Origin of the sequence: Ochrobactrum sp. AN78 (genome assembly GCF_029909885.1) — a bacterium.
Lineage (GTDB): Bacteria > Pseudomonadota > Alphaproteobacteria > Rhizobiales > Rhizobiaceae > Brucella > Brucella quorumnocens.
Genome location: NZ_JASAMU010000001.1, coordinates 47,726 through 70,114 on the forward strand (window position 1 = coordinate 47,726; position 22,389 = coordinate 70,114).

The following is a 22,389-nucleotide window of genomic DNA, read 5'->3' on the forward strand; positions in this document are numbered from 1 at the left end:
GACTGACAAGCTTTAATTGATACCCGTAGAGGCCCAGCGGCTGGCATTTGCGCTGACAGCAGGTTATTTCTGCAGTCAGGCGATTCGAACCACCTCAACGGAATGTTTAGTCTATAAGGGCTATGCCTGCGGGAGACAAGCAATCGCTTAAGTGCCTATTCTTGCATTTTCATGCTTAACAGCTCGTCAAGACACGCCATTTTCATCCTGATCACCTCCCTAAGGTACTGACTTCATGGAAATTTATAATCTTCTGGAAGCCGCTTTTCTTGGTCTCATCGAAGGTTTGACGGAATTCATCCCCGTTTCCTCCACAGGCCATTTATTGCTGGTCGGTCATTTTCTGGGCTTTGAATCGACGGGCAAGACCTTTGAGGTGCTCATTCAGCTCGGCGCGATCCTTGCGATCCTGACGGTCTATTCGGCAAAGCTCATCAAAATTCTCACCGATTTTCCGCGCGATGCGCGGACGCGTCGGTTCGTTCTCGGCATTCTCGTGGCGTTTCTGCCCGCAGCGGTCATCGGCGCGATGGCCCATGGCTTTATCAAGAGCGTGCTTTTTGAAACGCCAATGCTGGTCTGCGCTATGCTGATCCTCGGTGGTTTTATTCTTCTATGGGTCGATCAGCTGGAGCTGAAGCCGCGTTATCGCGATGTAATGGATTATCCGTTGCCGATCTGTCTGGCCATTGGCTTTATCCAGTGTCTTGCCATGATCCCGGGCGTATCGCGCTCTGGTTCAACGATTGTTGGCGCCCTTTTACTTGGTGCAGACAAGCGTTCGGCAGCAGAATTTTCGTTCTTCCTTGCCATGCCAACTATGGCCGGCGCTTTTGCCTATGACCTCTATAAGAGCCACAGCATGTTGTCGATGAATGACGGAGCGCTGATCATCGTTGGCTTTGTGATGGCATTTATTTCAGGCGTGTTCGTCGTGCGCCATCTGCTCGACTATGTTTCCCGCCATGGCTTCAAGCTGTTCGCCTGGTGGCGTTTGATTGTTGGCTCGCTTGGAATGGCTGCTCTGCTAATCTGGGGGTAAGTCGAATTTAAAGCGTTTCCAGCAAAAATGGGAACCGGTTTTGCGTTCGGAAATGCGTAAAACAAATAGTTACAGCGGTTCCAACGATTCAATATTAATCGGAACCGCTGTAAAGCGTAAAAGAAAAGGGGCCTTTCGGCCCCTTGTTTTTGGTCTCACACTATACTCAGGCCAGTCCGGTCTTTGTGTACTGACCCGCAACACGATAACGCCAGAGATAGGCTGGAAGGATTGCATCCACGGCTTCAGGCGTAATGCCCATGCCCTGAAGCGTGCGGCCTTCCTTAGCAGCCTGTTCCGACACGACATTATCGTATTTGAGTAACGTCACCTGATCGTTGGTGAGCAATGGGTTCGGCAAAAGGCCAAGAACCGATGCCTGCAGACGAGCAACCCACCATGGCATGGAAATGATGATGCGCTTGCGGGCGATGACGCCGAGCATATCTTTCATCCAATGCTTGAATGACTGTGCGTCCGGGCCGCCCAGTTCATAAACGCTGCCTGACTTTAGCTTGCCATCAACTGCGTGGGCAATGGCCTCTGCGACGTCACCGACATAGACCGGCTGGAGCTTTGTTTCGCCACCACCGATGACCGGCAGGAATGGCGAAAAACGTGCCAGATTGGCAAAGCGGTTGAAGAAGCGATCTTCATGGCCAAAAATGATCGACGGACGCAGGATAACGGTGTCCGGCAGAACCGAAAGCACCGCCTTTTCGCCTTCTGCCTTGGTGCGGGCATAGTCAGACTTCGAATTGGCATCGGCTGCGAGCGACGAGAGATGCGTCATCGGAACGCCAGCAGCTTTTGCGGCCTCCGCAATGTTCTTGGCGCCCAGCACCTGAACGCTGTTGAAACGTTGCTTGCCGCTTTCCGAAAGAATGCCGACAAGATTGATGACGTGATCAGCACCCATGATGGCGCGCTCGACCGACCAGCGATGGCGGACATTGGCCTGTACCATCTGGATCTGGCCGACATTGCCAAGGGGTGCCATATAATAAGCAACTTCCGGCTTGCGCACGGCAACGCGCACGCGATAGCCGCGCTTGGTGAGGCTTGCTACAACCGCGCGCCCGACAAAGCCAGAGCCGCCGAAAACGGTGACCAGTTTTGGCCTGTTGTGGACTTCGTTCGGTTCGGTCTTCATCCTAAACTCCTGCATGAAAGCCTGATTATACCGCCAGACGATATGATTGCGGCATGCTTTTATCGCGGTGATTTATCGCCTTTTGGCAACAACGCAAAGGGGACTTGTTGTCACGATGTCGAAACTGACCGCTTTTCCAGCATTAAACGCGCAATACCGCTTTGAGATTTCGCGGCTTACTGGTAAATCGCGCGCATGAGCACACCACTTGACCATATTCGCAATTTTTCGATCGTCGCCCATATCGACCACGGCAAATCGACGCTGGCCGACCGCCTCATTCAATTGACGGGCGGGCTGGACACGCGTGAGATGAAGGACCAGGTCCTCGACTCGATGGATATCGAGCGCGAGCGCGGCATCACCATCAAAGCCCAGACCGTTCGTCTTAACTACAAGGCGAAGAACGGCGAGGACTATGTGCTGAACCTCATCGACACCCCCGGACATGTCGACTTCGCCTACGAAGTCTCGCGTTCGCTGGCTGCGTGCGAAGGCTCGCTCCTGGTGGTGGATGCCTCACAGGGTGTTGAAGCGCAGACGCTGGCCAATGTTTATCAGGCCATCGACAACAATCACGATATCGTGGTGGTGCTGAACAAGGTTGATCTTCCGGCAGCCGAACCAGAGCGGGTTCAAAGCCAGATTGAAGAAGTAATCGGCATTGACGCCAGTAAAGCCGTGATGATCTCTGCCAAAACTGGCCTTGGCATTCCTGACGTGCTTGAAGCTATCGTCGAGCAGCTGCCGCCGCCGAAAGAGGGCGACCGCAATGCGCCGCTGAAAGCCATGCTGGTCGACAGCTGGTATGACAGCTATCTCGGCGTTATCGTTCTGGTGCGTGTTATCGATGGTGTGCTGAAAAAAGGCCAGACCATCCGCATGATGGGTACGGGCGCAAAATACCCGGTCGAACGTACCGGTGTGTTCACACCGAAAATGGTGCAGGTCGAAGATCTTGGTCCGGGCGAACTGGGATTTATTACTGCTTCCATTAAAGAAGTCGCTGATACCCGCGTCGGTGATACCATCACTGAAGATCGCCGCCCGACCGAAAAGCCCCTGACGGGCTTTAAACCTGCGCAGCCGGTCGTGTTCTGTGGACTGTTCCCGGTTGATGCGGCAGACTTTGAAGACTTGCGCGCTGCCATGGGCAAGCTGCGTCTCAACGATGCGTCGTTCTCCTTTGAAATGGAAACCTCTGCGGCACTCGGTTTCGGCTTCCGCTGTGGCTTCCTTGGGCTTCTGCATCTTGAAATCATTCAGGAACGCCTTGAGCGCGAGTTCGATCTCGACCTGATCACGACAGCTCCTTCGGTTGTGTATCGCCTGAACATGCAGGACGGCTCGCAGAAAGAGCTGCATAACCCGGCCGATATGCCGGATGTGGTGAAGATCGAAGCGATTGAAGAGCCGTGGATCCGCGCCACCATCATGACGCCAGATGATTATCTTGGCACGATCATGAAGCTCTGTCAGGAGCGTCGCGGTCTCCAGATCGATTTGACCTATGTCGGCCCGCGCGCCATGATCACCTATGATCTGCCGCTCAATGAAGTTGTGTTCGATTTCTATGATCGTCTGAAGTCGATCTCCAAGGGCTATGCCTCGTTCGACTATAATCTGTCGGATTATCGTGAAGGTGATCTGGTCAAGATGTCGATCCTGGTCAACGAAGAACCGGTGGATGCGTTGTCGATGCTGGTTCACCGTTCGGCTGCAGAGAAGCGCGGTCGTGTGCTTTGCGAAAAGCTCAAGGAGCTGATCCCGCAGCACATGTTCAAGATCCCGATTCAGGCAGCCATTGGCGGGCGCATCGTTGCGCGTGAGACGATCTCGGCTCTGCGTAAGGACGTGACGGCCAAGTGCTACGGCGGCGATATTTCGCGTAAGCGCAAACTTCTGGACAAGCAGAAGGAAGGCAAGAAGCGCATGCGCCAGTTCGGCAAGGTGGAAATCCCACAAGAGGCCTTCATTCAGGCTCTCAAGATGGGCGATGATTGATCTTTTGGTCTTTCGATTAGCTATGGACGATCAAACGTTTTGCCTATGCACCGGATGAAGTGTCTTCTTTCGATGCTGTTCCAATCCGATGCTGTTGAAAGATTATTGTATGAAATAGGGGCGCGTTAGCGTCCCTTTTCTTTTGGGATATTTATTTTGATAGCGCTACCGCTTTCCCGCATCCTGAGGAGCCGTTGAAAACGGCGTCTCGAAGGACGGGGGGAAGTCGCCAAAAGCCGAATATTTTTGAGTAAGCTTCTACGGTGTATCCCTGCCATCCCTTGTCCTTCGAGGCTACGCTTCGTAATTGAGGGCGATAAGCACTTCATTCTTGGCGCGCGACCATCCTTTGATCTGGTGTTCGCGTGCAATTGCATCAAGGATCCGGTCATAAGTCTCTGTGAAAACTAACTCCACCGGCCGTCGCTTCTTGGTATAGCCTTCATAGATGCCTTGGTTATGCTCCCAAATCCGAGCCTCAATATCCTGCTTGGTTAGGCCCGTATAATACGAACCATCCGCACATTTGAGAATGTAAATCGTTGCTTCCATGACTTGCCCCCGCGTATCTTTGGAAGCTAGATATTGCTCGAAGTGCGCCACCCTAACAAGTCGGGCAATTGCTTGAAGGCCTGCCGTGGTTCAAAAGGTTAAGTTCATGTCGATACGTCCCCGCATCTCCATCACCTACTGCACGCAATGCAACTGGATGCTGCGGGCGGCGTGGCTGGCGCAGGAGCTTTTGCAGACTTTCGGGCAGGATCTGGCGGAAGTGGCACTGCGGCCCGGAACAGGTGGCGTGTTTGAAATTTGCGTTCATATGACCGATAGCAATGAAGAGCTTATCTGGGAACGCAAGCGTGACGGTGGTTTTCCAGAAGCCAAGGTTCTGAAGCAACGCCTGCGGGATATCGTCTGGCCAGATCGCGATCTTGGGCATTCAGATAGCAAGCCGAAACCAGAATAGAAAAAGCCCGCAGTTTGCGGGCTTCTTTGTTTGGATGGGCTGTTAGTCTTCGTCCACCACGCGCAGCCGCATTTGGGTGGGGGCGGTTTCTGGCTGGCGGGTGGGGCGCTGGGCCTCCTCAGTCGGCGCTGGTCCAAATTCAAGCGCTTCGATTTTTGCACCGCGCTTTGTCACTTTGTTCGAGGACACCAGAATATCGTCGATATCCTTATTGGCCTGCAGGAAGTGGGTTTGCAGCTTGCGCACACGCTCATCAAGACGACCCACATCTTCCATCAGCCGCACCACTTCACCCTGAATGACATGGGCTTGCTCGCGCATGCGGGCGTCCTTAAGGATCGATTGGATAACCTGAATAGACAGCATGAGCAGCGACGGTGAAACAATAACGATCCGCGCCCGGTGTGCACGATGGATCAGCGCTTCAAAATGCTCGTGAATGTCCGCGAAGATCGATTCCGATGGCACGAACAGGAACGCGGTATCCTGCGTTTCGCCGGTAATGAGATATTTGTCGGACACATCCTTGATATGCACTTCCATGTCGCGGCGGAACTGTGCAACGGCGGCCTTGCGTGCCTCCGGGTTTTCCGTTTCGCGCATGGAATTCCACGCTTCAAGCGGGAATTTTGCGTCGATCACCAGCGATGGTGAATTGTTTGGCATGCGTACCAGACAGTCAGGGCGCGTGCCATTGGTCAGTGTCGCCTGAAACTCATAGGCACCCTGAGGCAGACCATCGGCAATGATCGCTTCCATGCGCGACTGGCCGAATGCGCCGCGTGTCTGTTTGTTGGCGAGGATCGCCTGCAACTGTACCACTTGCCCTGCGAGCGACTGGATATTGTTTTGCGCGGTGTCGATGACGGCCAGGCGCTCCTGCAATTTGGCAAGATTCTCATGGGTTGAGCGTGTCTGTTCGGTCATGGTCTGGCCGATGCGGTGCGTCATGCCGTCAAGACGCTCGCGGATGGATTGATTAAGTTCTGCCTGCCGCGAACCAAACACTTCGGCCATGGTCTGCATGCGGCCTTGCATCTCGGACTGTGCTTTCAGAATCTCGGCCATGCGATATTCCGCATCACGGGCACGATCTTCTGCCTGCGCTTCGGCCACCGCCCGAAGACGGGCTGAGCGCGCTGCCGCAATGAGGAAAATAGCCAGGCAAACTATGAGCACAACAATGCCCGCCAGAAGAATATCTCCGAGCGAGAACGAAGAAGCACCGAGCTGCAGGAGCGGCTCATTCAATAGATTCTGATTTTCCATGCGTCCAGCTTAGCTGATTCGTCATGCAAAGGTGAGATCAAAACGGGAACATTTTACAAGTTACAATTGACGATTCTTTTGCGAGCGATTACGTGAAACTCATGTCTATAAAACCGCTTATTATTCTTCCTGATCCCGTTCTTCGTGAACTGTCCAAGCCCGTCGAGCGCTTTGATGATCAATTGCGCAAATTTGCCGGCGACATGTTCGACACGATGTATGACGCGCCGGGCATTGGTCTTGCCGCCATTCAGGTGGGCGAACCTTTGCGCATGCTGGTCATCGACCTTGCCAAGGAAGATGAGGCGAAGGCCCCGCACGTCTTTATAAACCCTGAGATTGTTGCTTCGTCTGACGAGCGCAGCGTTTATGAGGAAGGCTGTCTGTCAATCCCGGATTATTATGCGGAAGTTGAACGGCCTGCGACGATCAAGGTCAATTATTTTGATGCCGACGGCAAACCGCAATCGATGGATGCCGATGGCCTGATGGCAACCTGCTTGCAGCATGAGATCGACCATCTCAATGGTGTGCTGTTCATTGATCATATTTCCAAGCTGAAACGCGATATGGTCATCAAGAAGTTCAAGAAGCTCGCCAGCCAGCGCGCGTCAAACAGGGCGTTGTGATGCGTATCGTATTTATGGGGACGCCGGATTTCTCGGTGCCGATTCTGACTGCTATTATAGGGCATGGCTATGAAGTGGTGGCGGTCTATACACAGCCGCCGCGCCCGGCAGGTCGTCGCGGACTCGAACTGACCAAGTCGCCTGTTCATGAAAAGGCTGAGGAATTCGGCATTCCGGTTTTCACGCCCAAAAGCCTTAAGGGTGCCGAAGAGCAGGATGTTTTCGCAAGCCTCGAAGCCGATGTTGCGATTGTTGTGGCCTATGGCCTGTTGTTGCCGCAAGCCATTCTCGATGCACCGCGTCTTGGTTGCTACAATGGCCATGCCTCGCTTCTGCCGCGCTGGCGCGGAGCGGCGCCTATTCAGCGCGCGATCATGTCGGGCGACACCGAGACCGGCATGATGATCATGAAGATGGATGTGGGGCTTGATACAGGCCCTGTTGCCATGGCTGAAAAGATCGCGATCACGCCGGATATGTCGGCGGGTGAATTGCATGATCGATTGAGCATGATTGGTGCCGATTTGATGGTGCGTGCGCTGGGAGCGCTTGAACGCGAAAGTCTGACACTTCAGCCGCAGGCCGAAGAAGGCGTGACCTATGCCGCCAAGATCGACAAGGCCGAAGCGCGCATCGACTGGTCGAAGCCAGCTGCGCACGTGCACAATACCATTCGCGGTTTGTCGCCGTTTCCGGGTGCGTGGTGCGAAATGGAAATCAATGGCGAGGTTGAACGTGTAAAATTGCAGCGCTCCACGTTGGGCGAGGGCAATGGTGCGCCGGGCACAGTGCTTGATGATCGGTTGACCATTGCATGTGGAGACGGTGCCGTGCGGCTCGTCACGCTGCAGCGTTCAGGCGGCAAGCCTCTGGCGGCGCAAGAATTTCTGCGCGGTGCGCAAGTCGCGAAGGTTCTCTGAGCGGTGCCTCGTTATAAAATCACTGTCGAATATGACGGCACGCCCTATGTCGGCTGGCAGAGGCAGGAAAACGGCCATGCGGTGCAGAATGCCATTGAGCAGGCGTTCAAGAAGTTCTGCGGTGAAGATCTGACATTGAGCGCGGCTGGACGTACAGATGCGGGCGTCCATGCGAGCGCGCAGATTGTTCACGCCGATCTCACCAAGGATTGGGGCGCTGCGAAAATCCGCGATGCACTCAATGCGTATCTGGTGATGGCTGATGAACGTATCAGCATTCTGAATGTCGAAAAGACGACAGATGCGTTTGATGCCCGGTTTTCAGCACGTGGCCGGCATTATCTATATCGCATTCATAACCGTCGTGCGCCGTTGGCGATTGATTATCATCGTGTTTGGTGGGTGCAGAAGCGCCTTGATCATGAAGCGATGCACGAGGCCGCAAAGCGGCTTTTGGGCGAGCACGACTTTACAACTTTCCGCGCAACGCAATGTCAGGCAAAGAGCCCGGTGAAGACGCTCGACAGGCTCGACATCACGCGCGATGGCGACTATGTGGAAATGCGGGTTTCTGCCCGCTCGTTCCTGCACAATCAGGTGAGATCCTTCGCGGGTAGTCTCATGGAAGTAGGCGTGGGGCGTTGGACGGCAGATGATCTGCAGGCTGCTTTGGAAGCCAAAGACCGTAAAGCTTGCGGTCAGGTTGCTCCGCCTTACGGCCTTTATCTCGTCGGTGTCGACTACCCATTTCCATTCTAAAAAGTTTGCGCGCTAATCCCAATGCCGAAAAGCTGCTGCAGGAACACTGTGATGAACAGTGAGCCGAAGAATACGCAAGCGAAAAACGGGGCGACATAGGCGTGTGGACGTTGCAGCACGATGAATGTCAGTCGGTAGCTCAGGATGACAGAGATACCGAACAGCACGATCGCAAACAGCGTCGCAACATCGAGAAAGCCCGGAAAAAACAGTTGCAGCAGCGTAATCGGAGCGAAAAGCCACGACAGCAACGCGCTGCCCCAGTTTGTTGCTATGACGTAGGCTGCATAGCGTTTTGAAATGCCTATCCGTCGGGCCAATATTCCAATAATGACAAGCGGTATTACCCACGCGGAAAGGTCGACGAATGCCGCGCGGATGACGATTGCAAGGCGCAGGCCTGCTTCATCGCGACCGGCAGTCAGATCGGCCGCATAGGCAACCCATGTTGCCAAAAGCGGAGGCAGGGCGATGACAATCGCATAGAAAGATGCCCAGAAATCTTCTGCAGAGATATCGAGGTATGCAAGGCCGTCCTTACGGCCAAGCATCATCTTCCAGACGCCCGTGAAATATCTGAAAATATCATCCAGACTGGGCATGAAGTTCCTTATCCAAAGAAATCAGCGATGAAACGTTCGTAAATCTGTGTGAGGCCTTCAAGATCAGCAACCGCGACACGTTCGTCAACCATGTGCATGGTCTGTCCGACAAGGCCAAACTCGACCACTGGACAATAGTCCTTGATGAAGCGTGCGTCGGACGTGCCGCCCGACGTAGAGAGATTGGGGCGCTTGCCGGTGACTGCTTCAACGGATGCTGTCAGCGTACCGATGAGCTTCTCGTCACGGGTCAAAAAGACATGGCTCGGATTTTCGCGCCAGACCAGTTCGTAGTTGATTGGCGTTTCACGACCTGGGCGCAGGCGGTTATTGCGTGATGCCTTTTCAAGACGTGAGATGATCTCCGCCTTCAGGCTATCCGCTGTCCATGTGTCGTTGAAGCGAATATTGAAGGAAGCACTAGCCTTATTGGCAATGACATTGGTGGCCTTATTACCGACATCGACGGTCGTCACTTCAAGATTGCTGGCCTGAAAATCCGCCGTACCTTCATCAAAAGCAGGGTAAAGCAGGCTGTCGACGAGCGTCGTGATGCCACGAACCGGGTTTTCAGCCAGATGTGGATAGGCGGCATGGCCTTGCACACCATGGACCGTAACGATGCCCGAAATCGAGCCTCGGCGTCCGATCTTGATCATATCGCCAAGTGTGTTCGGGTTTGTCGGTTCACCCACAAGCGACGCGTCCCAGCTTTCGCCGCGCTCTTTAGCCCATTTCAGAAGCTTTTCGGTGCCATTGATCGCCGGGCCTTCTTCGTCACCGGTAATCAGGAAGGACACGCTGCCCTTTAAGCTTCCATGCTTTTCGACGTGACGTGCGACGGCTGCGACAAAGCAGGCAATGCCACCCTTCATGTCGACCGCGCCGCGCCCATACATAATGCCGTCTTCAATGGCTGCCGAGAAGGGCGGATGCTTCCAGTCGGCTTCATCGCCGGGAGGCACAACATCGGTGTGGCCAGCAAACATCAAATGAGCGCCATTGCCCGATTTGCGCGCGTAGAGATTTTCAATGTCAGGCGTGCCTTCGTCGGTGAAGACCGGGCGCTGGATGGAAAACCCCATCGGTGCAAGCATGCCTTCAAGTGCCGTCAGCGCGCCACCCTCAGCCGGCGTAACCGACGGGCAGCGAATGAGAGCGGCAAGGTTTTCGGCAGGATTGGTAGGCAGGCTCATGGTGTTACAGCTTTACTCTGAGAATCGTATGGGCTTGAGATTAGATCGGGAAGCTTCCAGATGAAACAACAATCCCATAACTGGGTAAACACGAGTGGATCGGCCCTAAAATCGGAATCGATGTTAGGAAAGCACGATGCTTGGGTTCAACAGCTTAGAGCGTCCGTGCGCAGAGCCGAAGAGGGCGCAGGGCGCTCTAAGAGCAGACATTTATCGCGGCTTTTCTCATTTGGTTGCAATTCGGGAATGAAATTTCCTTGACCAAGGGGGCTTTGTCATCGTTAGTTAAAAAAAGGTTGATAGCGAGATCCGGAAAACGGACCGGTCACCGGGGAATTGTCACTAGAGAACTTGTTCTAGGGGACATTTTAATAATGGGAATCTGTCATGCGTTCACTGATTTCTGCGGCAGCAGGTATAATGGCCTTATCCGGGGCGACGCTGGTCCCGGCCAAGGCAGCTCAATGGAGTGAAGCGGGCGGAATAACGAGTATTCCCTACGGTCACCTTGATTATTGTAAGCGGACACCACGCGATTGCGGAGCGCACCGCGCGCTTTCGCCGATCAAATTGACGCCTGAGCGCATGCAGATGCTGCAAAGTGTCAATGCATCCGTGAATGCTGCGATCAAGCCTGTTTCCGATCAGGATAATTACGGCAAGCGCGATTACTGGACCATTCCAAGAAATGGTAAGGGTGATTGCGAAGATTATGTGCTTTTGAAGCGCGCCAAGCTGATGGGGCGCGGCATCAGTCCGTCACAGCTTCTTATTACGATGGTGCAGGGTAGTGAGCCGCACATCGTACTGACTGTCCGGACGGATCATGGTGATTACATTCTCGACAATATGCGCGGGGAAGTGCTGCCGGTCGAAAAGACGTCCTATCGTTACATCAAGATGCAATCGCCAGCCAATTCCGGCCAATGGGTTTCGATTGCGGGTCGTTCTATGGCTGTTGCTAATAATTGATGTCGGGCGCGCGGGATCTATAGCCGAGATGAGGCGCTTATAACTCAATTGAAAAGGTTCGATAGGGTCGCATTTTGTGACCCTATTTTGTTGTGAGCGTCTTGTTGTGATGGGCTAAGGTTGCTCTGAACGATTGTTTTACGGTTTTCAAATCATGGCGGTGATGAAACGATCAGCCACATAACTGTCGCCAATAGGCCTTATTGTTCGCTATTATTATACAGTGAAAGCAAACAGACTGTTCGAGGATAATGAACAAAAATACCCATATAACAGTTATGTGAATGCTGATATATGAACTAACATACTGTTTTAAATTATTTATTTTCTAATTTTTATCTGATTTTTAAAAAATTGGCTGCACGAATGTGTGATTAAGAAAACATTTTCGTGACTGGAACTTTCTCCCACTGTCACCCATTTGAGATGCATGAGGACGACGCATAGTACGTCGCCCATCTGACTAAATGGAGATAGAAAATGAATAAGTTTGTTCTTGCTGCTGCTGCTCTCGCACTTAGCGCCGGTGCTGCTTTTGCTGAAAACCCACGTGTAGGTGAGCCAGCTGATCTTTATGCAAATGATCGTACCCCAGTTGCTACACAGCGCGTTGATCACACCGCGACTGCAACAATTGGCCAGTCGACCTATATGGATGGTTCGGCAAACCGTTTCGGTGATGCTTCGCCTTCGAGCTTCTCGAACTAAGAGTTCGACTAAAAGCTTTGCTATCCCGGTCTGATCGCAGGCCGGAATAGCAAGACATGAAGGTAGTGAGTGCGGCCTCCCAAGGTTCTCACTACTGGAATTAAAATACTCAACGATTTTAACTGATCTCCCCGGAGGATGGCTTCTTGTCATCCCGGAGTCCCCGAAGGGAAAGGCAATTTGCCATCCAAAGGGGCGATAGAAGGATTATAAAAATGAAAAAGTTTGCTCTTGCTGCCGTAGCCGTTGCCCTTAGCGCCGGTGCTGCTTTCGCTGAAAACCCACATGTTGGTGAACCAGCTGATCTTTATGCAAACGACCGTACGCCTGTTGCAACACAGGGCGTTGACTATACGGCTCCTGCTTCGATCCAGACCCAGGGCCAGACCTATAGCGACGGTTCTGCACACCGCTTCGGCGATGCATCGCCTTCGAGCTATCAGAACTAATATTTCTGATATTCTATAGAAAAAGGCGAAGCTTTGCGGCTTCGCCTTTTTTGTTTAAAGCATTTCCAGCAAAAATTGCGAAGCAGTTTTGCATTGGATAATGCGCAAAAACAAGTAGTTACAGCGGCTCCAACGATTCAGTCTTAACCGGAACCGCTGGAACGGTGCTGCATGATCAGTCTCGCAGCAGTTCGTTGATCGAAGTCTTGGAGCGGGTCTTCTCATCGACGCGCTTGACGATCACGGCACAGTAGAGGCTTGGGCCCCAGTTTTCACCCGGAACATTTTTGCCTGGCATGGTGCCAGCGACAACAACAGAGTATGGTGGCACTTCGCCATAGAAGACCTCGCCGGTCGAGCGATCAACAATCTTGGTCGATTTGCCGATGAATACGCCCATGCCAAGTACGGCGCCTTCGCGAACGATACAGCCTTCGACAACTTCCGAACGAGCGCCGATGAAGCAGTTGTCTTCGATGATGGTTGGTCCAGCCTGCATTGGTTCCAGAACGCCGCCGATGCCGACGCCGCCCGAAAGATGCACGTTCTTGCCGATCTGTGCGCAGGAGCCGACGGTCGCCCATGTGTCGACCATCGTGCCTTCATCGACGTAAGCGCCGAGATTGACGAAAGACGGCATCAGGATTGCGTTTGGCGCAATATAGGCTGAATGACGGACGACAGAATTTGGAACAGCGCGGAAACCGGCCTTTTCAAACTCATTTGCCGTCCAGCCGTCGAACTTGGAAGGAACCTTGTCCCACCAGGAAGACTGACCGGGACCGCCTTTGATGACTTCCATCGGGTTGAGACGGAAAGAAAGCAGCACGGCTTTCTTGAGCCACTGATTGACCTGCCAGTTGCCGTCCGCCTGTTTTTCTGCCACACGGGCTTCACCGCGATCGAGCATAAGCAGCGACTGTTCAACAGCATCACGAACTTCGCCGCGGGTTGCTGTGCTGATGCCATCGCGTTCGTCAAAAGCCTTCTCGATGACCTTTTCAAGGGAGGCGAAATCTGGCTTGGTCATATGGCGGTCTCCATAAAATGGCAGGATAAGCGGCTGCCACCTTTTCGGTCGGCAGTTATCGTAGAAGTGATTAAGCGAAGGCACCATATGGGTCAATCGCGTTATTGTGTGAAATAGCTGGTCGAAATTGCGACAGATTAAGAAATTAGCGCCAGAATAGATGATAGACATCAATACGCATTGTAATTGAAGGAGCAGGCAAGCATGAACCCAATGGAGAAGTCCGGCTGGACGCCTTTCCCGAATTCCGAGGAAGCTGCTAAACAGGCGCGCACTGTGCCGCAAACCCCTCAGACTGAGGCTTCTGCCTATCGTCTTGCCTTTATGGACGACGACTTCATGACACGGCGCGACATGCGTCCGGTGCGGCTTCAGCTTGAACTGCTTAAACCTGAACTGATCCTGGCCGACCGCGGTATCAAATCGACGGTCGTGATGTTCGGTGGCGCGCGTATTCCTGAGCCGGGCGGCGAAGCCTGGGCCGCGAAAAATGAAGTGCAGAAGAAGAATCTTGAAGCCAACTCGCGTTACTATGAGGAAGCGCGTAAGTTTGCCCGCATCTGCTCCGAATATTCAGCGACCACCTATTATCGCGAATTCATCGTTGTTACGGGCGGTGGTCCGGGTGTTATGGAAGCTGGCAATCGTGGGGCGGCTGATGTCGGGGCACCAACGATTGGGCTTAATATCGTTCTGCCACATGAGCAGGCACCGAACGCCTATGTGACGCCGGAGCTCTGCTTCAATTTCCATTATTTTGCGCTGCGCAAGATGCATTTTCTGATGCGTGCAAAAGCCGTCTGCGTATTCCCCGGCGGCTTCGGCACGATGGATGAGCTGTTTGAAGCCATGACCCTGATCCAGACAGACCGTATGGAGCGTATGCCGCTCATCCTGTTCGGTAAAGAATTCTGGAGCAAGGCGATCAATATCGAGTTTCTGGCAGAGCAGGGCACGATCTCTCCGGCAGACATCGAATTGCTGACATTTGTCGACACCGCAGACGAAGCATGGGACGAGATCAAAAACTTCTATAAGCTCTGATTTTTTCTGGTTGAGAATTGCCAAGCGCCCGGTTCATCAGGACCGGGCGTTTTCGGTTTCTGAATACTCGCGCGGCCGGTGCACGAGTGTCACCAGCACGACTGAAATAATCATCAGCAGATACCATGAGCCGAGCTTGCTCATTGAAACCAGCTCCCATCCATTGCGCTGGTTGGGATAGAGCCAGGCCTTCGACCACGTACCAATATTCTCGGCAATCCAGATGAACAGTGATGTGAGCAGGAACGCGACCAGCAACGGCATTTTATGCCGGAAACGAAACACGCGATAATGCATGCTGGTGCGCCAGTAGAGCGCGAAGGTGACTGCAAACAGAACCCAGCGCATATCCCAGATGAAGTGATGAGCGAAGAAATTGATATAAATTGCAGTTGCCAGAACAACCGTCATCCAGAGCGGCGGATAGTGATTCAGCCTTATATCGAAGATCCGATTGATACGCGCCATATAGGAGCCGACGGCCGCATACATAAAACCAGAAAAGAGCGGAACACCACCGATCCGGAAGAAGTTTTCTTCGGGATAAATCCATGAACCGGCATGGGTTTTGAATATTTCCATCGCTGTTCCAACGATATGGAAAATGACGATGACCTTGGCTTCTTCCCAAGCTTCCAGCTTGAAAATAAGCATTCCAAGCTGGATCAGCACAGCGGAAAGAAACAGGAAGTCGTAGCGGGTGATAAATCCTGTGCCACCTTCAATTCCACCTTCTGGCCAGAACCAGCGTGTGAGAATAATCAGGCCCAGCATTGCGCCGCCAAACAGGCAGGCCCATGCCTGTTTCAATCCGAAAACCAGAAATTCAATCAGTGCATCGCTGAAGCGGTGACGAGGTAAGCTGTCGAGAAGGCGATGGGCCGCCTTATCTATGCGCTTTTCAAGGCCGGTAAACTGCCTATCGGTCTGCAATTATAGTTTCCAGAAATTGGGTCAGATTATCGGTCACATAATCCACCTGATCCGTGAATTCCGGGTCACTTTCCCAAATCTCCGAGAATGTCGGCTCAAAATTGTTCGGAACCACCAGCACGGTTTTCATGCCCAGCGTCTTTGGCACGACAAGATTGCGCGCGAGGTCCTCAAACATGACAGCCTTTTGCGCATCCACGCCGAAAGCCCCGAGAAAACGGTCGTAAGTGACACGCTCTGGTTTTGGCGTCAGACCTGCTGCAACAATGTCGAAAATATCATCGAAATCATCGAGAATGCCGAGCTGACGTGCGGCGCGTTCGGCGTGTCCGCGATCGCCATTGGTGAAGATGAAGCGGCGACCGGGCAGGGCACGGATTGCTTCTCCAAGTGCCGGATCAGGTTGCAGCCAGGAATAATCGATGTCGTGTACCTTCTTTAGAAAGTCGTCCGGATCGATTTCATGGCATTCCATCAGACCTTTCAGCGTGGTGCCATATTCCAGATAAAACTGCTTCTGAATCTTGCGCGCTTCGTCGCGCGGCAGCTTCAGGAGGTTCTCGACATAGCTCGTCATGCGCACATCGATCTGCGAGAACAGATCAGCTGCGTGCGGATAGAGCGTGTTGTCGAGGTCGAATACCCAGTCAGTGACGTGAGCGAAGGCCGGAGCATCAGGTTGATTGGTCATAAGTCTTTATGTCACGAAGGCGGGCCAAGAAAAAGCCGCCCGAAGGCGGCTAACTGATTATGGCACAATGAGTGTGCATTTTTCTATTATGGCACGATAAGCGTGCCGGCACCGTGTTCGGTGAAAAGCTCAAGCAGTACCGAATGCGGTGTCTTGCCATTGAGAATGACCACACCTTCAACGCCGCGACGGATCGCGTCGATGCAGGTCTCGACCTTTGGGATCATGCCGCCGGAGATCGTGCCGTCCTTGATCAGCGCCTGTGCATCGGCAACCGACAATTCCTTGATGAGCTTTTTGTCCTTGTCGAGAACGCCTGGAACGTCGGTAAGGAACAGAAGACGCGTTGCAGCCAGTGCCCCTGCGATAGCGCCCGCAAAAGTATCGGCATTGATGTTGTATGTATGACCGTCGCGACCCGGTGCGACAGGCGCAATAACCGGGATCATTTCTGAGCGCGCCAGAAGATCGAGAAGCGTGCGGTCGACTTCAGCTGGTTCACCAACAAAGCCCAGATCAAGCACCTTTTCGATATTGGAATCGGGATCGATGACGGTTTTGTGCGCCTTGCGCGCAAAAACCATATTGCCATCCTTACCGCAAAGACCGATGGCCCATTCGCCTTCAGCATTGATGAGGGCGACGATCTCTTTGTTGATGGAACCGGCGAGAACCATCTCCACCACTTCAACCGTCTTTTCGTCGGTAACGCGAAGGCCGCCTTCAAAGCGCGATTCAATGCCGAGCTTGGTCAGCATCGCCTGAATCTGCGGGCCACCGCCATGGACAACAATTGGATTGATACCTGACTGCTTGAGAAGCGCGATGTCTCGGGCAAAGGCCTTGCCAAGCTCTGGGTTGCCCATGGCGTGACCGCCATATTTCACCACGACATTCTTGTTTTCGTAGCGCTGCATATAGGGCAGGGCTGCCGAAAGGAGTTGCGCTTGCATTTCAGGATTATCAAGAGTGGTCATCGCGGGCTCCATGGCTGGCGACAGGGCAAGAGAGGCAGGCTTTTCTAAGCAATATGCAGTGCTCTGTAAAACGGTTTTCCATTGTTTGTTCGCGAATATTTGAACGCGTCGCCAAAGACCGCCCAATTAAAATCCTATGAGAGCGCTAAAAGATTGCGCATAACACATGCTCTTGGATGGAGTGGTTTAATGCGACGGGCAGTTTTCACGGCTTTGATTTTTCTGGCAGGTATAGGTGCGTCGCAAGCAGCATCGACAACTGAAACCATCATCATGTTGCGCCATGGCGAAAAGCCGGATCAGGGCTTGGGGCAACTCAATTGTCAGGGGCTTAACCGTGCGCTGAAACTACCGGCGGTGATTGCGCAGAAATTCGGCAAACCGGATTATATCTTTGCGCCCAATCCTGCTCAGTTGAAGGAAGATAAGGGCGCGATCTATTCCTATAATCGCCCGCTTGCCACGGTTGAGCCGACGGCTATCAAGTTCGGAATGCCGGTCGATACGCGCTTTGGTTTCAAGGATATTGAGGAACTGCAGGCGGCGCTCGCGCAGCCTGAATATCGCAACGCGACAGTACTGATCGGTTGGGAGCACAAGCAGCTTGTAAAGCTTGCCAGAAACATCGTGAAGGATAGCGGTGACGATAAGGCTCTCGTACCCAAATGGCCAGGCGAAGATTTCGACAGCATGTATGTTCTGCGTGTCACGCGTGATGGTTCAAAGACCACCACGCAGTTTGAGCAGCTCAAGCAGGGACTAAACAATCAGTCGGCAAGCTGCCCGAGCTAAACTAAGCGAAGTCTCCGCTTTTCCCGGAAATGCACTATTCCTTGGCTACCAGCGCAATCGCGGCACGCAGCTCGTCCAGACCGAGGCCTTTCTCTGACGAGGTCGTGATGATGCCGGGGAAGCAGGCCGCACGCTTTTTGGTAAGCGCATCGGTTTCTTCCAGCAGACGGGGAATGCCAGCAGCCTTGATCTTGTCGATCTTGGTCAGCACGATCTGATAAGAGACTGCGGCCTTGTCGAGCAGGTCGAGCACTTCAGCGTCGTTCTTCTTGATGCCGTGGCGGGAGTCGATCAGCAGATAGACGCGCTTTAACGTCGTACGGCCGCGAAGATAATCGAAGACGAGACGCGTCCATGCGTCGACATGGGCTTTTGGCGCTTCAGCAAAGCCGTAGCCCGGCATGTCGACAAGCGCCAATGGCGGAAGGTCGCCATTCTCGCCAGAATAGCCATCAGGAACGAAATAGTTCAATTCCTGCGTGCGGCCCGGTGTGTTGGAGGTACGGGCGAGTGCCTTTTTGCCGACAATCGCATTGATAAGCGAAGATTTACCGACATTTGAACGCCCGGCAAAAGCAATTTCAACAGGGCCTTCCAGTGGCAGAAATTTCATCGACGGCACGCCACGGATGAAGATCCACGATTTCTTGAAGAGCAGGCGCCCTTCTTCGACCAAAGCTGCATGTGCTGCGCGGGTCGCATCTGCTGCTAACTGGGCTGCTGCCTGCTTTTTATCCTGATCGCTCAATGTGGTCTTCCTGATCGTGTACTCTAAAGAATACACGCATCAATGTTAGAGGCTGTAATGTCAACTGTTCTGGATGAACGAGCACAAAAAAAGCCCCGCTAGTGCGGGGCTTTTTGTCTTTTTACTTTTTTACGTCTTTCGGCTTTCGCTTGAAGACGTCTTTCAGATTGTCAAAAAGTTCGATTTTGACACCCTGACGCTTCATGATCACAGCCTGCTGAGTGATGGAAAGCGTGTTGTTCCATGCCCAGTAGATGACGAGACCTGCTGGGAACGATGCCAGCATGAAGGTGAAGATGATCGGCATCCAGGTGAAGATCATCGCCTGTGTTGGATCTGGAGGCGTTGGGTTCATGCGCATCTGCAGGAACATGGTGATGCCCATGATAAGCGGCCAAACGCCAATCATCAGGAATGCTGGAACTGCGAAAGGCAGAAGACCGAACAGGTTGAAGATCGATGTTGGATCGGGTGCTGCAAGATCCTGAATCCAGCCAAAGAATGGCGCATGGCGCATTTCGATGGTGACGTACAGAACCTTATAGAGTGCGAAGAACACCGGAATCTGGACCAGCACTGGCCAGCAACCTGCAAGCGGATTGATCTTTTCCTGCTTGTAGAGCTGCATCATCTCTTGCTGCTGCTTCATCTTGTCATCCGCATACTTCTCGCGGATTTCAGTCATCTTCGGCTGCACCAGCTTCATACGCGCCATCGACTTGTATGACTTGTTGGCCAGTGGGAAGAACAGGGCCTTGAGCAGAACAGTGACAACCAGAATGGCGACACCGAAATTGCCGGAGAATTTGTAGATCCAGTCGATGAGGTAGAACATCGGCTTGGTGATGAAGTAGAACCAGCCCCAGTCGATCAGCAGTTCGAACTGCTTGATGCCGAGCTTTTCCTCGTAATTCTTGATATCCGAAACGACCTTGGCACCAGCGAAAACATGGTTCTTGATGGTGCTGGCTTCACCAGCGGCAACCGTGATCGGTGCGCTGAGGAAATCCGACTGGTAGCGCGGACGGTCATTGGTGAAGTGCGAGAAACGCGCCGTGTATTTTTCGTTCTGTGGTGGAACGAGCGTGGCTGCCCAATACTTGTCGGTGATGCCGACCCAACCGCCTGTGACGTCCTTGAACGAAATGTCCTTGTCGTCTTCAACCTTGGAATACTTGATTTCCTGAAGGCCGTCCTGACCCATGACGCCGATAAGGCCTTCATGAAGAACATAAGTGGCGCTGGCGTGTTCTGGCTGGTTGAAACGCGTTACACGGCCATAAGAAGCAAGCGAGATCGGAGCACCGGTGTTGTTGGTGACCGTATCGTCGACTTCGAACATGTAAGCATCGTCAACCGAGATGACGCGCTTGAATGTGATGTTCTTGTCGTTGGTGAAGGTCAGGGTAACAGGCGTCGATGCCGTCAGCTTATTGTTGCCTTCAACGGTCCAGACAGTGTTTGGACCAGGAACTTCGCCGGTTGCGTCGTTGCCGGTGAAACCGAGTTCAACGAAATAACCCTGCTTGAGAGCCGATGGGGCGAGCAGTTCGATTTCAGGGGACTTGTCGTCAACGGTCTCGTGGTACTTTTTGAGATAGAGATCATCAAGACGTGCACCCGTCAGGTTGATTGAGCCGCGCAGCGAGGCTGTGTCGATTTCGACGCGCTGCGACTGCGCTGCAGCAGCTTCGCGGGTCAATGCGCCGCCTGCGGCTACGCCATCGCCCTGGCCGGGTATTGCGCCGGACGTACCGGGCATCTGTGGGGTGTCACCGCCCTGCGCGCCGCCCTGAGCCCCACTTTGTGTGGCTTGCTGGGTCTGGCGCTGCTGCTCCTCAATGCGTGTCTGCTCCCGCTGGGCTTCCGTTTTCGGTCCCAGATAGAATACTTGCCACAGCGTTAATACGAGGATGGACAGGGCAATGGTGATGAAGAAATTACGATTATTTTCCATTGACGGGTCCTGATTCCGGTCTTTCCGTTCGGCGTTTCTTTTCGTCCCGCCGCCCATCCGTAGCTTTTAAGCGTTTGGAGAGTTCTGCGGTCAATTGCGAAAAGGGCGCAGTGAGTGCTTGCTCGCGTGCTACGATCACATAGTCTGTCGAAGCCGCCATGTCACGCCCCACGTGACAACGAACCGCTTCTCGCAACCTGCGACGGATACGATTTCGTATCACTGCATTGCCGTTTTTCTTGGTGACAGTGAAGCCTGCGCGGGGTTTTTCACCGATTTTGGCTGCTTCAGACTCTTCTTCAGAACGTTTCCGAACTTCGAGAAGAAACAGTGGACCACGCCGTTTTTCACCATTCCTTACAGACAAAAACTCCGCTCTCTTGCGAAGGCGGAGTATTTGTTTCTGCTTTTTCATATCTTTATTCACCGCGCTGGACGCGCGGAAAAAGATTAAGCGGAAAGCCGCTTGCGGCCGCGCGAACGGCGAGCGGCAAGAACCTTGCGACCGCCGGCAGTTGCCATGCGTGCACGGAAACCGTGACGACGCTTACGGACGAGATTTGATGGCTGAAAAGTGCGCTTCATTTATTTAATACCGCGGTGTGCGGCCCTTCTTGGTTCTGTCTTTGAACAGGAGCTAGTTCATTCCCTCGCGGAGCGGACAGCACAAACTATCCGTTAACCCGTGCGGGCGAACGTGGTGCGGCTTATAAGAGCACGGGCATCAAGAGTCAATTCCCACGAAGGCGTTCAACGCAAACATGTGATCAGAGCTGAAACACGCTCTAATCGTCTATTTCTGCGCATAACTTTCCGAAAGCCGCTTCGCACTTTTGCTGGAAATGACTAATATCAAAGTTCATTGAGTAAGACTCATCGGACTTTGGTTAAGCCCGTGTGGCGATTGAACATTTTCAAGGCGTGATGCGTCAGCATCTTGAGCCGCCTTGGTATTAACGACGGGGCGGCTTTGCCTTGTTGAGCATGATGGCCGCGCGGACGAGCGCTTTCAACGCATCTTCATTGATGGCTTCGCCTTCGCGTATATCGATTGCCCGTCTCATATTGCCTTCCAGACTTGAGTTAAAGAGAGTTGACGGGTCCGCGAGGGATGCGCCTTTGGCGAAGGTCAGCTTCACGACGCTTTTATAAGTCTCGCCCGTACAGATTATGCCTGTATGCGACCAGACCGGTACGCCTCGCCATTTCCACTCTTCAATGATCTCTGGATCAGACTGTCTGATGATAGCTCGGACCTTTGCAAGCGTTTCGCCACGCCAGTCTGCAAGATCCTTGATCCGGGCGTCGATCAATCGCGACGGGTTTTGGTCTTCATCTGCTTTTACTGAGCTGTTTTTGGTCATGATGGCTTCATCCCATTCGGGGCAACCATAGCACTGCACTTTATTGCAGGCGAGTGTGACGCGTTCTGGGAGCACTTTCGACGGAATTGTCCGCATCAAGCAGTAATCAGCCATTGCCAAAGCGGGCAGGGGCTTTAATAAGGATGCGCAACATTTTTAAATGCGGGACGATTTCCGCAGCAG

Annotated in this window: 25 protein-coding genes; 11 read left to right on the forward strand and 14 right to left on the reverse strand. The window is 53.1% G+C overall.

Features of this window, described 5'->3' with window-relative positions:
- Nucleotides 1–235: 235 nt before the first annotated feature.
- Nucleotides 236–1,042, forward strand: a complete 807-nt coding sequence (locus QBD00_RS00280) for an undecaprenyl-diphosphate phosphatase (RefSeq protein ID WP_095447257.1) — start codon at nucleotides 236–238, stop codon at nucleotides 1,040–1,042.
- Nucleotides 1,043–1,208: 166 nt separating this feature from the next.
- Here QBD00_RS00280 and QBD00_RS00285 read toward each other — a convergent pair whose 3' ends face one another.
- A complete protein-coding gene (locus QBD00_RS00285; RefSeq protein WP_318578401.1) occupies nucleotides 1,209–2,195 on the reverse strand; it encodes a complex I NDUFA9 subunit family protein in 987 nt (328 codons plus the stop codon).
- A gap of 195 nt (nucleotides 2,196–2,390) precedes the next feature.
- Here QBD00_RS00285 and lepA point away from each other — a divergent pair, with 195 nt between their 5' ends.
- Nucleotides 2,391–4,199: a translation elongation factor 4 gene (gene lepA / locus QBD00_RS00290; RefSeq protein ID WP_191793554.1), complete on the forward strand. Its 1,809-nt coding sequence runs from the start codon at nucleotides 2,391–2,393 to the stop codon at nucleotides 4,197–4,199.
- 294 nt (nucleotides 4,200–4,493) lie between these two features.
- Here the strand turns inward: lepA and QBD00_RS00295 are convergent, their stop codons facing one another.
- Entirely contained in the window at nucleotides 4,494–4,820 is a 327-nt protein-coding gene (locus QBD00_RS00295) for a GIY-YIG nuclease family protein (RefSeq protein ID WP_318578651.1), read from the reverse strand.
- 37 nt (nucleotides 4,821–4,857) lie between these two features.
- On the opposite strand from QBD00_RS00295, the gene QBD00_RS00300 reads away from it, so the two are divergent.
- Nucleotides 4,858–5,166, forward strand: a complete 309-nt coding sequence (locus tag QBD00_RS00300; protein WP_318578402.1) for a SelT/SelW/SelH family protein — start codon at nucleotides 4,858–4,860, stop codon at nucleotides 5,164–5,166.
- Between the two features lie 42 nt (nucleotides 5,167–5,208).
- Here the strand turns inward: QBD00_RS00300 and QBD00_RS00305 are convergent, their stop codons facing one another.
- Nucleotides 5,209–6,435, reverse strand: coding sequence for a DNA recombination protein RmuC (locus QBD00_RS00305; protein WP_095447253.1), 1,227 nt, complete (start codon nucleotides 6,433–6,435; stop codon nucleotides 5,209–5,211).
- Nucleotides 6,436–6,536: 101 nt separating this feature from the next.
- On the opposite strand from QBD00_RS00305, the gene def reads away from it, so the two are divergent.
- The 3 genes from def to truA are packed head-to-tail and all read left to right on the forward strand — an operon-like array spanning nucleotide 6,537 to nucleotide 8,743.
- Entirely contained in the window at nucleotides 6,537–7,064 is a 528-nt protein-coding gene (gene def / locus QBD00_RS00310) for a peptide deformylase (protein WP_024899246.1), read from the forward strand.
- Complete coding sequence (gene fmt / locus QBD00_RS00315) at nucleotides 7,064–7,984, forward strand: methionyl-tRNA formyltransferase (protein WP_318578403.1); 921 nt, start codon at nucleotides 7,064–7,066, stop codon at nucleotides 7,982–7,984. Before def ends, fmt begins: the two co-directional genes overlap by 1 nt.
- A 3-nt stretch (nucleotides 7,985–7,987) precedes the next feature.
- Nucleotides 7,988–8,743: a tRNA pseudouridine(38-40) synthase TruA gene (truA, locus tag QBD00_RS00320; protein ID WP_095447251.1), complete on the forward strand. Its 756-nt coding sequence runs from the start codon at nucleotides 7,988–7,990 to the stop codon at nucleotides 8,741–8,743.
- Here truA and QBD00_RS00325 read toward each other — a convergent pair.
- On the reverse strand, nucleotides 8,740–9,345 hold the full coding sequence (locus QBD00_RS00325) for a hypothetical protein (protein ID WP_095447250.1): 606 nt from the start codon (nucleotides 9,343–9,345) through the stop codon (nucleotides 8,740–8,742). The two genes, truA and QBD00_RS00325, sit on opposite strands and share 4 nt — an antisense overlap.
- An 8-nt stretch (nucleotides 9,346–9,353) precedes the next feature.
- Nucleotides 9,354–10,541 carry a succinyl-diaminopimelate desuccinylase gene (gene dapE / locus QBD00_RS00330; RefSeq protein ID WP_095447249.1) on the reverse strand — a complete coding sequence of 396 codons (1,188 nt, stop codon included), beginning with the start codon at nucleotides 10,539–10,541 and terminating at the stop codon, nucleotides 9,354–9,356.
- 420 nt (nucleotides 10,542–10,961) lie between these two features.
- Between dapE and QBD00_RS00335 the strand changes: the two genes are divergently transcribed.
- The 3 genes from QBD00_RS00335 to QBD00_RS00345 all read left to right on the forward strand — a co-directional run bounded on the left by QBD00_RS00335 (nucleotide 10,962) and on the right by QBD00_RS00345 (nucleotide 12,670).
- Nucleotides 10,962–11,513, forward strand: coding sequence for a transglutaminase-like cysteine peptidase (locus QBD00_RS00335; protein WP_318578652.1), 552 nt, complete (start codon nucleotides 10,962–10,964; stop codon nucleotides 11,511–11,513).
- A gap of 480 nt (nucleotides 11,514–11,993) precedes the next feature.
- Nucleotides 11,994–12,221, forward strand: a complete 228-nt coding sequence (locus QBD00_RS00340) for a hypothetical protein (RefSeq protein ID WP_095447248.1) — start codon at nucleotides 11,994–11,996, stop codon at nucleotides 12,219–12,221.
- 215 nt (nucleotides 12,222–12,436) lie between these two features.
- Entirely contained in the window at nucleotides 12,437–12,670 is a 234-nt protein-coding gene (locus QBD00_RS00345; protein ID WP_095447247.1) for a hypothetical protein, read from the forward strand.
- 175 nt (nucleotides 12,671–12,845) lie between these two features.
- Here the strand turns inward: QBD00_RS00345 and dapD are convergent, their stop codons facing one another.
- Complete coding sequence (dapD, locus tag QBD00_RS00350; protein ID WP_151093567.1) at nucleotides 12,846–13,700, reverse strand: 2,3,4,5-tetrahydropyridine-2,6-dicarboxylate N-succinyltransferase; 855 nt, start codon at nucleotides 13,698–13,700, stop codon at nucleotides 12,846–12,848.
- A gap of 204 nt (nucleotides 13,701–13,904) precedes the next feature.
- Here dapD and QBD00_RS00355 point away from each other — a divergent pair, with 204 nt between their 5' ends.
- A complete protein-coding gene (locus QBD00_RS00355; RefSeq protein ID WP_095447245.1) occupies nucleotides 13,905–14,744 on the forward strand; it encodes an LOG family protein in 840 nt (279 codons plus the stop codon).
- Nucleotides 14,745–14,780: 36 nt separating this feature from the next.
- On the opposite strand, the gene QBD00_RS00360 is transcribed toward QBD00_RS00355, so the two are convergent.
- From QBD00_RS00360 to argB, 3 genes are all read right to left on the reverse strand, one after another.
- Nucleotides 14,781–15,677: a DUF817 domain-containing protein gene (locus QBD00_RS00360; RefSeq protein WP_318578404.1), complete on the reverse strand. Its 897-nt coding sequence runs from the start codon at nucleotides 15,675–15,677 to the stop codon at nucleotides 14,781–14,783.
- Nucleotides 15,664–16,368: a pyrimidine 5'-nucleotidase gene (locus QBD00_RS00365; RefSeq protein WP_264231672.1), complete on the reverse strand. Its 705-nt coding sequence runs from the start codon at nucleotides 16,366–16,368 to the stop codon at nucleotides 15,664–15,666. Before QBD00_RS00365 ends, QBD00_RS00360 begins: the two co-directional genes overlap by 14 nt.
- 86 nt (nucleotides 16,369–16,454) lie before the next feature.
- Nucleotides 16,455–17,345 carry an acetylglutamate kinase gene (gene argB / locus QBD00_RS00370; protein WP_095447242.1) on the reverse strand — a complete coding sequence of 297 codons (891 nt, stop codon included), beginning with the start codon at nucleotides 17,343–17,345 and terminating at the stop codon, nucleotides 16,455–16,457.
- 189 nt (nucleotides 17,346–17,534) lie between these two features.
- On the opposite strand from argB, the gene QBD00_RS00375 reads away from it, so the two are divergent.
- Nucleotides 17,535–18,137: a hypothetical protein gene (locus tag QBD00_RS00375; protein ID WP_318578405.1), complete on the forward strand. Its 603-nt coding sequence runs from the start codon at nucleotides 17,535–17,537 to the stop codon at nucleotides 18,135–18,137.
- Nucleotides 18,138–18,171: 34 nt separating this feature from the next.
- Here QBD00_RS00375 and yihA read toward each other — a convergent pair whose 3' ends face one another.
- The 5 genes from yihA to QBD00_RS00400 all read right to left on the reverse strand — a co-directional run bounded on the left by yihA (nucleotide 18,172) and on the right by QBD00_RS00400 (nucleotide 22,206).
- Nucleotides 18,172–18,885: a ribosome biogenesis GTP-binding protein YihA/YsxC gene (gene yihA, locus QBD00_RS00380; protein WP_318578406.1), complete on the reverse strand. Its 714-nt coding sequence runs from the start codon at nucleotides 18,883–18,885 to the stop codon at nucleotides 18,172–18,174.
- Nucleotides 18,886–19,006: 121 nt separating this feature from the next.
- The gene (gene yidC / locus QBD00_RS00385) at nucleotides 19,007–20,842 is read right to left on the reverse strand and encodes a membrane protein insertase YidC (protein WP_095447240.1); all 1,836 of its coding nucleotides are present in this window, start codon (nucleotides 20,840–20,842) and stop codon (nucleotides 19,007–19,009) included.
- Complete coding sequence (rnpA, locus tag QBD00_RS00390) at nucleotides 20,832–21,257, reverse strand: ribonuclease P protein component (protein ID WP_036567963.1); 426 nt, start codon at nucleotides 21,255–21,257, stop codon at nucleotides 20,832–20,834. The genes yidC and rnpA overlap by 11 nt, the downstream gene beginning before the upstream one ends.
- Before the next feature lie 35 nt (nucleotides 21,258–21,292).
- Nucleotides 21,293–21,427, reverse strand: coding sequence for a 50S ribosomal protein L34 (gene rpmH, locus QBD00_RS00395; RefSeq protein ID WP_024899264.1), 135 nt, complete (start codon nucleotides 21,425–21,427; stop codon nucleotides 21,293–21,295).
- Nucleotides 21,428–21,795: 368 nt separating this feature from the next.
- Nucleotides 21,796–22,206, reverse strand: coding sequence for a DUF1801 domain-containing protein (locus QBD00_RS00400; protein ID WP_318578407.1), 411 nt, complete (start codon nucleotides 22,204–22,206; stop codon nucleotides 21,796–21,798).
- Nucleotides 22,207–22,389: the final 183 nt, after the last annotated feature.

Bases quoted from the DNA above. Each gene is read 5' to 3' on its own strand.
- QBD00_RS00280 (WP_095447257.1), top strand. From the start codon at position 236: ATGGAAATTTATAATCTTCTGGAAGCCGCTTTTCTTGGTCTCATCGAA.
- QBD00_RS00285 (WP_318578401.1), bottom strand. From the start codon at position 2,195: ATGAAGACCGAACCGAACGAAGTCCACAACAGGCCAAAACTGGTCACC.
- lepA (WP_191793554.1), top strand. From the start codon at position 2,391: ATGAGCACACCACTTGACCATATTCGCAATTTTTCGATCGTCGCCCAT.
- QBD00_RS00300 (WP_318578402.1), top strand. From the start codon at position 4,858: ATGTCGATACGTCCCCGCATCTCCATCACCTACTGCACGCAATGCAAC.
- QBD00_RS00305 (WP_095447253.1), bottom strand. From the start codon at position 6,435: ATGGAAAATCAGAATCTATTGAATGAGCCGCTCCTGCAGCTCGGTGCT.
- def (WP_024899246.1), top strand. From the start codon at position 6,537: ATGTCTATAAAACCGCTTATTATTCTTCCTGATCCCGTTCTTCGTGAA.
- fmt (WP_318578403.1), top strand. From the start codon at position 7,064: ATGCGTATCGTATTTATGGGGACGCCGGATTTCTCGGTGCCGATTCTG.
- QBD00_RS00325 (WP_095447250.1), bottom strand. From the start codon at position 9,345: ATGCCCAGTCTGGATGATATTTTCAGATATTTCACGGGCGTCTGGAAG.
- dapE (WP_095447249.1), bottom strand. From the start codon at position 10,541: ATGAGCCTGCCTACCAATCCTGCCGAAAACCTTGCCGCTCTCATTCGC.
- QBD00_RS00335 (WP_318578652.1), top strand. From the start codon at position 10,962: ATGGCCTTATCCGGGGCGACGCTGGTCCCGGCCAAGGCAGCTCAATGG.
- QBD00_RS00340 (WP_095447248.1), top strand. From the start codon at position 11,994: ATGAATAAGTTTGTTCTTGCTGCTGCTGCTCTCGCACTTAGCGCCGGT.
- QBD00_RS00345 (WP_095447247.1), top strand. From the start codon at position 12,437: ATGAAAAAGTTTGCTCTTGCTGCCGTAGCCGTTGCCCTTAGCGCCGGT.
- dapD (WP_151093567.1), bottom strand. From the start codon at position 13,700: ATGACCAAGCCAGATTTCGCCTCCCTTGAAAAGGTCATCGAGAAGGCT.
- QBD00_RS00355 (WP_095447245.1), top strand. From the start codon at position 13,905: ATGAACCCAATGGAGAAGTCCGGCTGGACGCCTTTCCCGAATTCCGAG.
- QBD00_RS00365 (WP_264231672.1), bottom strand. From the start codon at position 16,368: ATGACCAATCAACCTGATGCTCCGGCCTTCGCTCACGTCACTGACTGG.
- argB (WP_095447242.1), bottom strand. From the start codon at position 17,345: ATGACCACTCTTGATAATCCTGAAATGCAAGCGCAACTCCTTTCGGCA.
- QBD00_RS00375 (WP_318578405.1), top strand. From the start codon at position 17,535: ATGCGACGGGCAGTTTTCACGGCTTTGATTTTTCTGGCAGGTATAGGT.
- yidC (WP_095447240.1), bottom strand. From the start codon at position 20,842: ATGGAAAATAATCGTAATTTCTTCATCACCATTGCCCTGTCCATCCTC.
- rnpA (WP_036567963.1), bottom strand. From the start codon at position 21,257: ATGAAAAAGCAGAAACAAATACTCCGCCTTCGCAAGAGAGCGGAGTTT.
- rpmH (WP_024899264.1), bottom strand. From the start codon at position 21,427: ATGAAGCGCACTTTTCAGCCATCAAATCTCGTCCGTAAGCGTCGTCAC.
- QBD00_RS00400 (WP_318578407.1), bottom strand. From the start codon at position 22,206: ATGACCAAAAACAGCTCAGTAAAAGCAGATGAAGACCAAAACCCGTCG.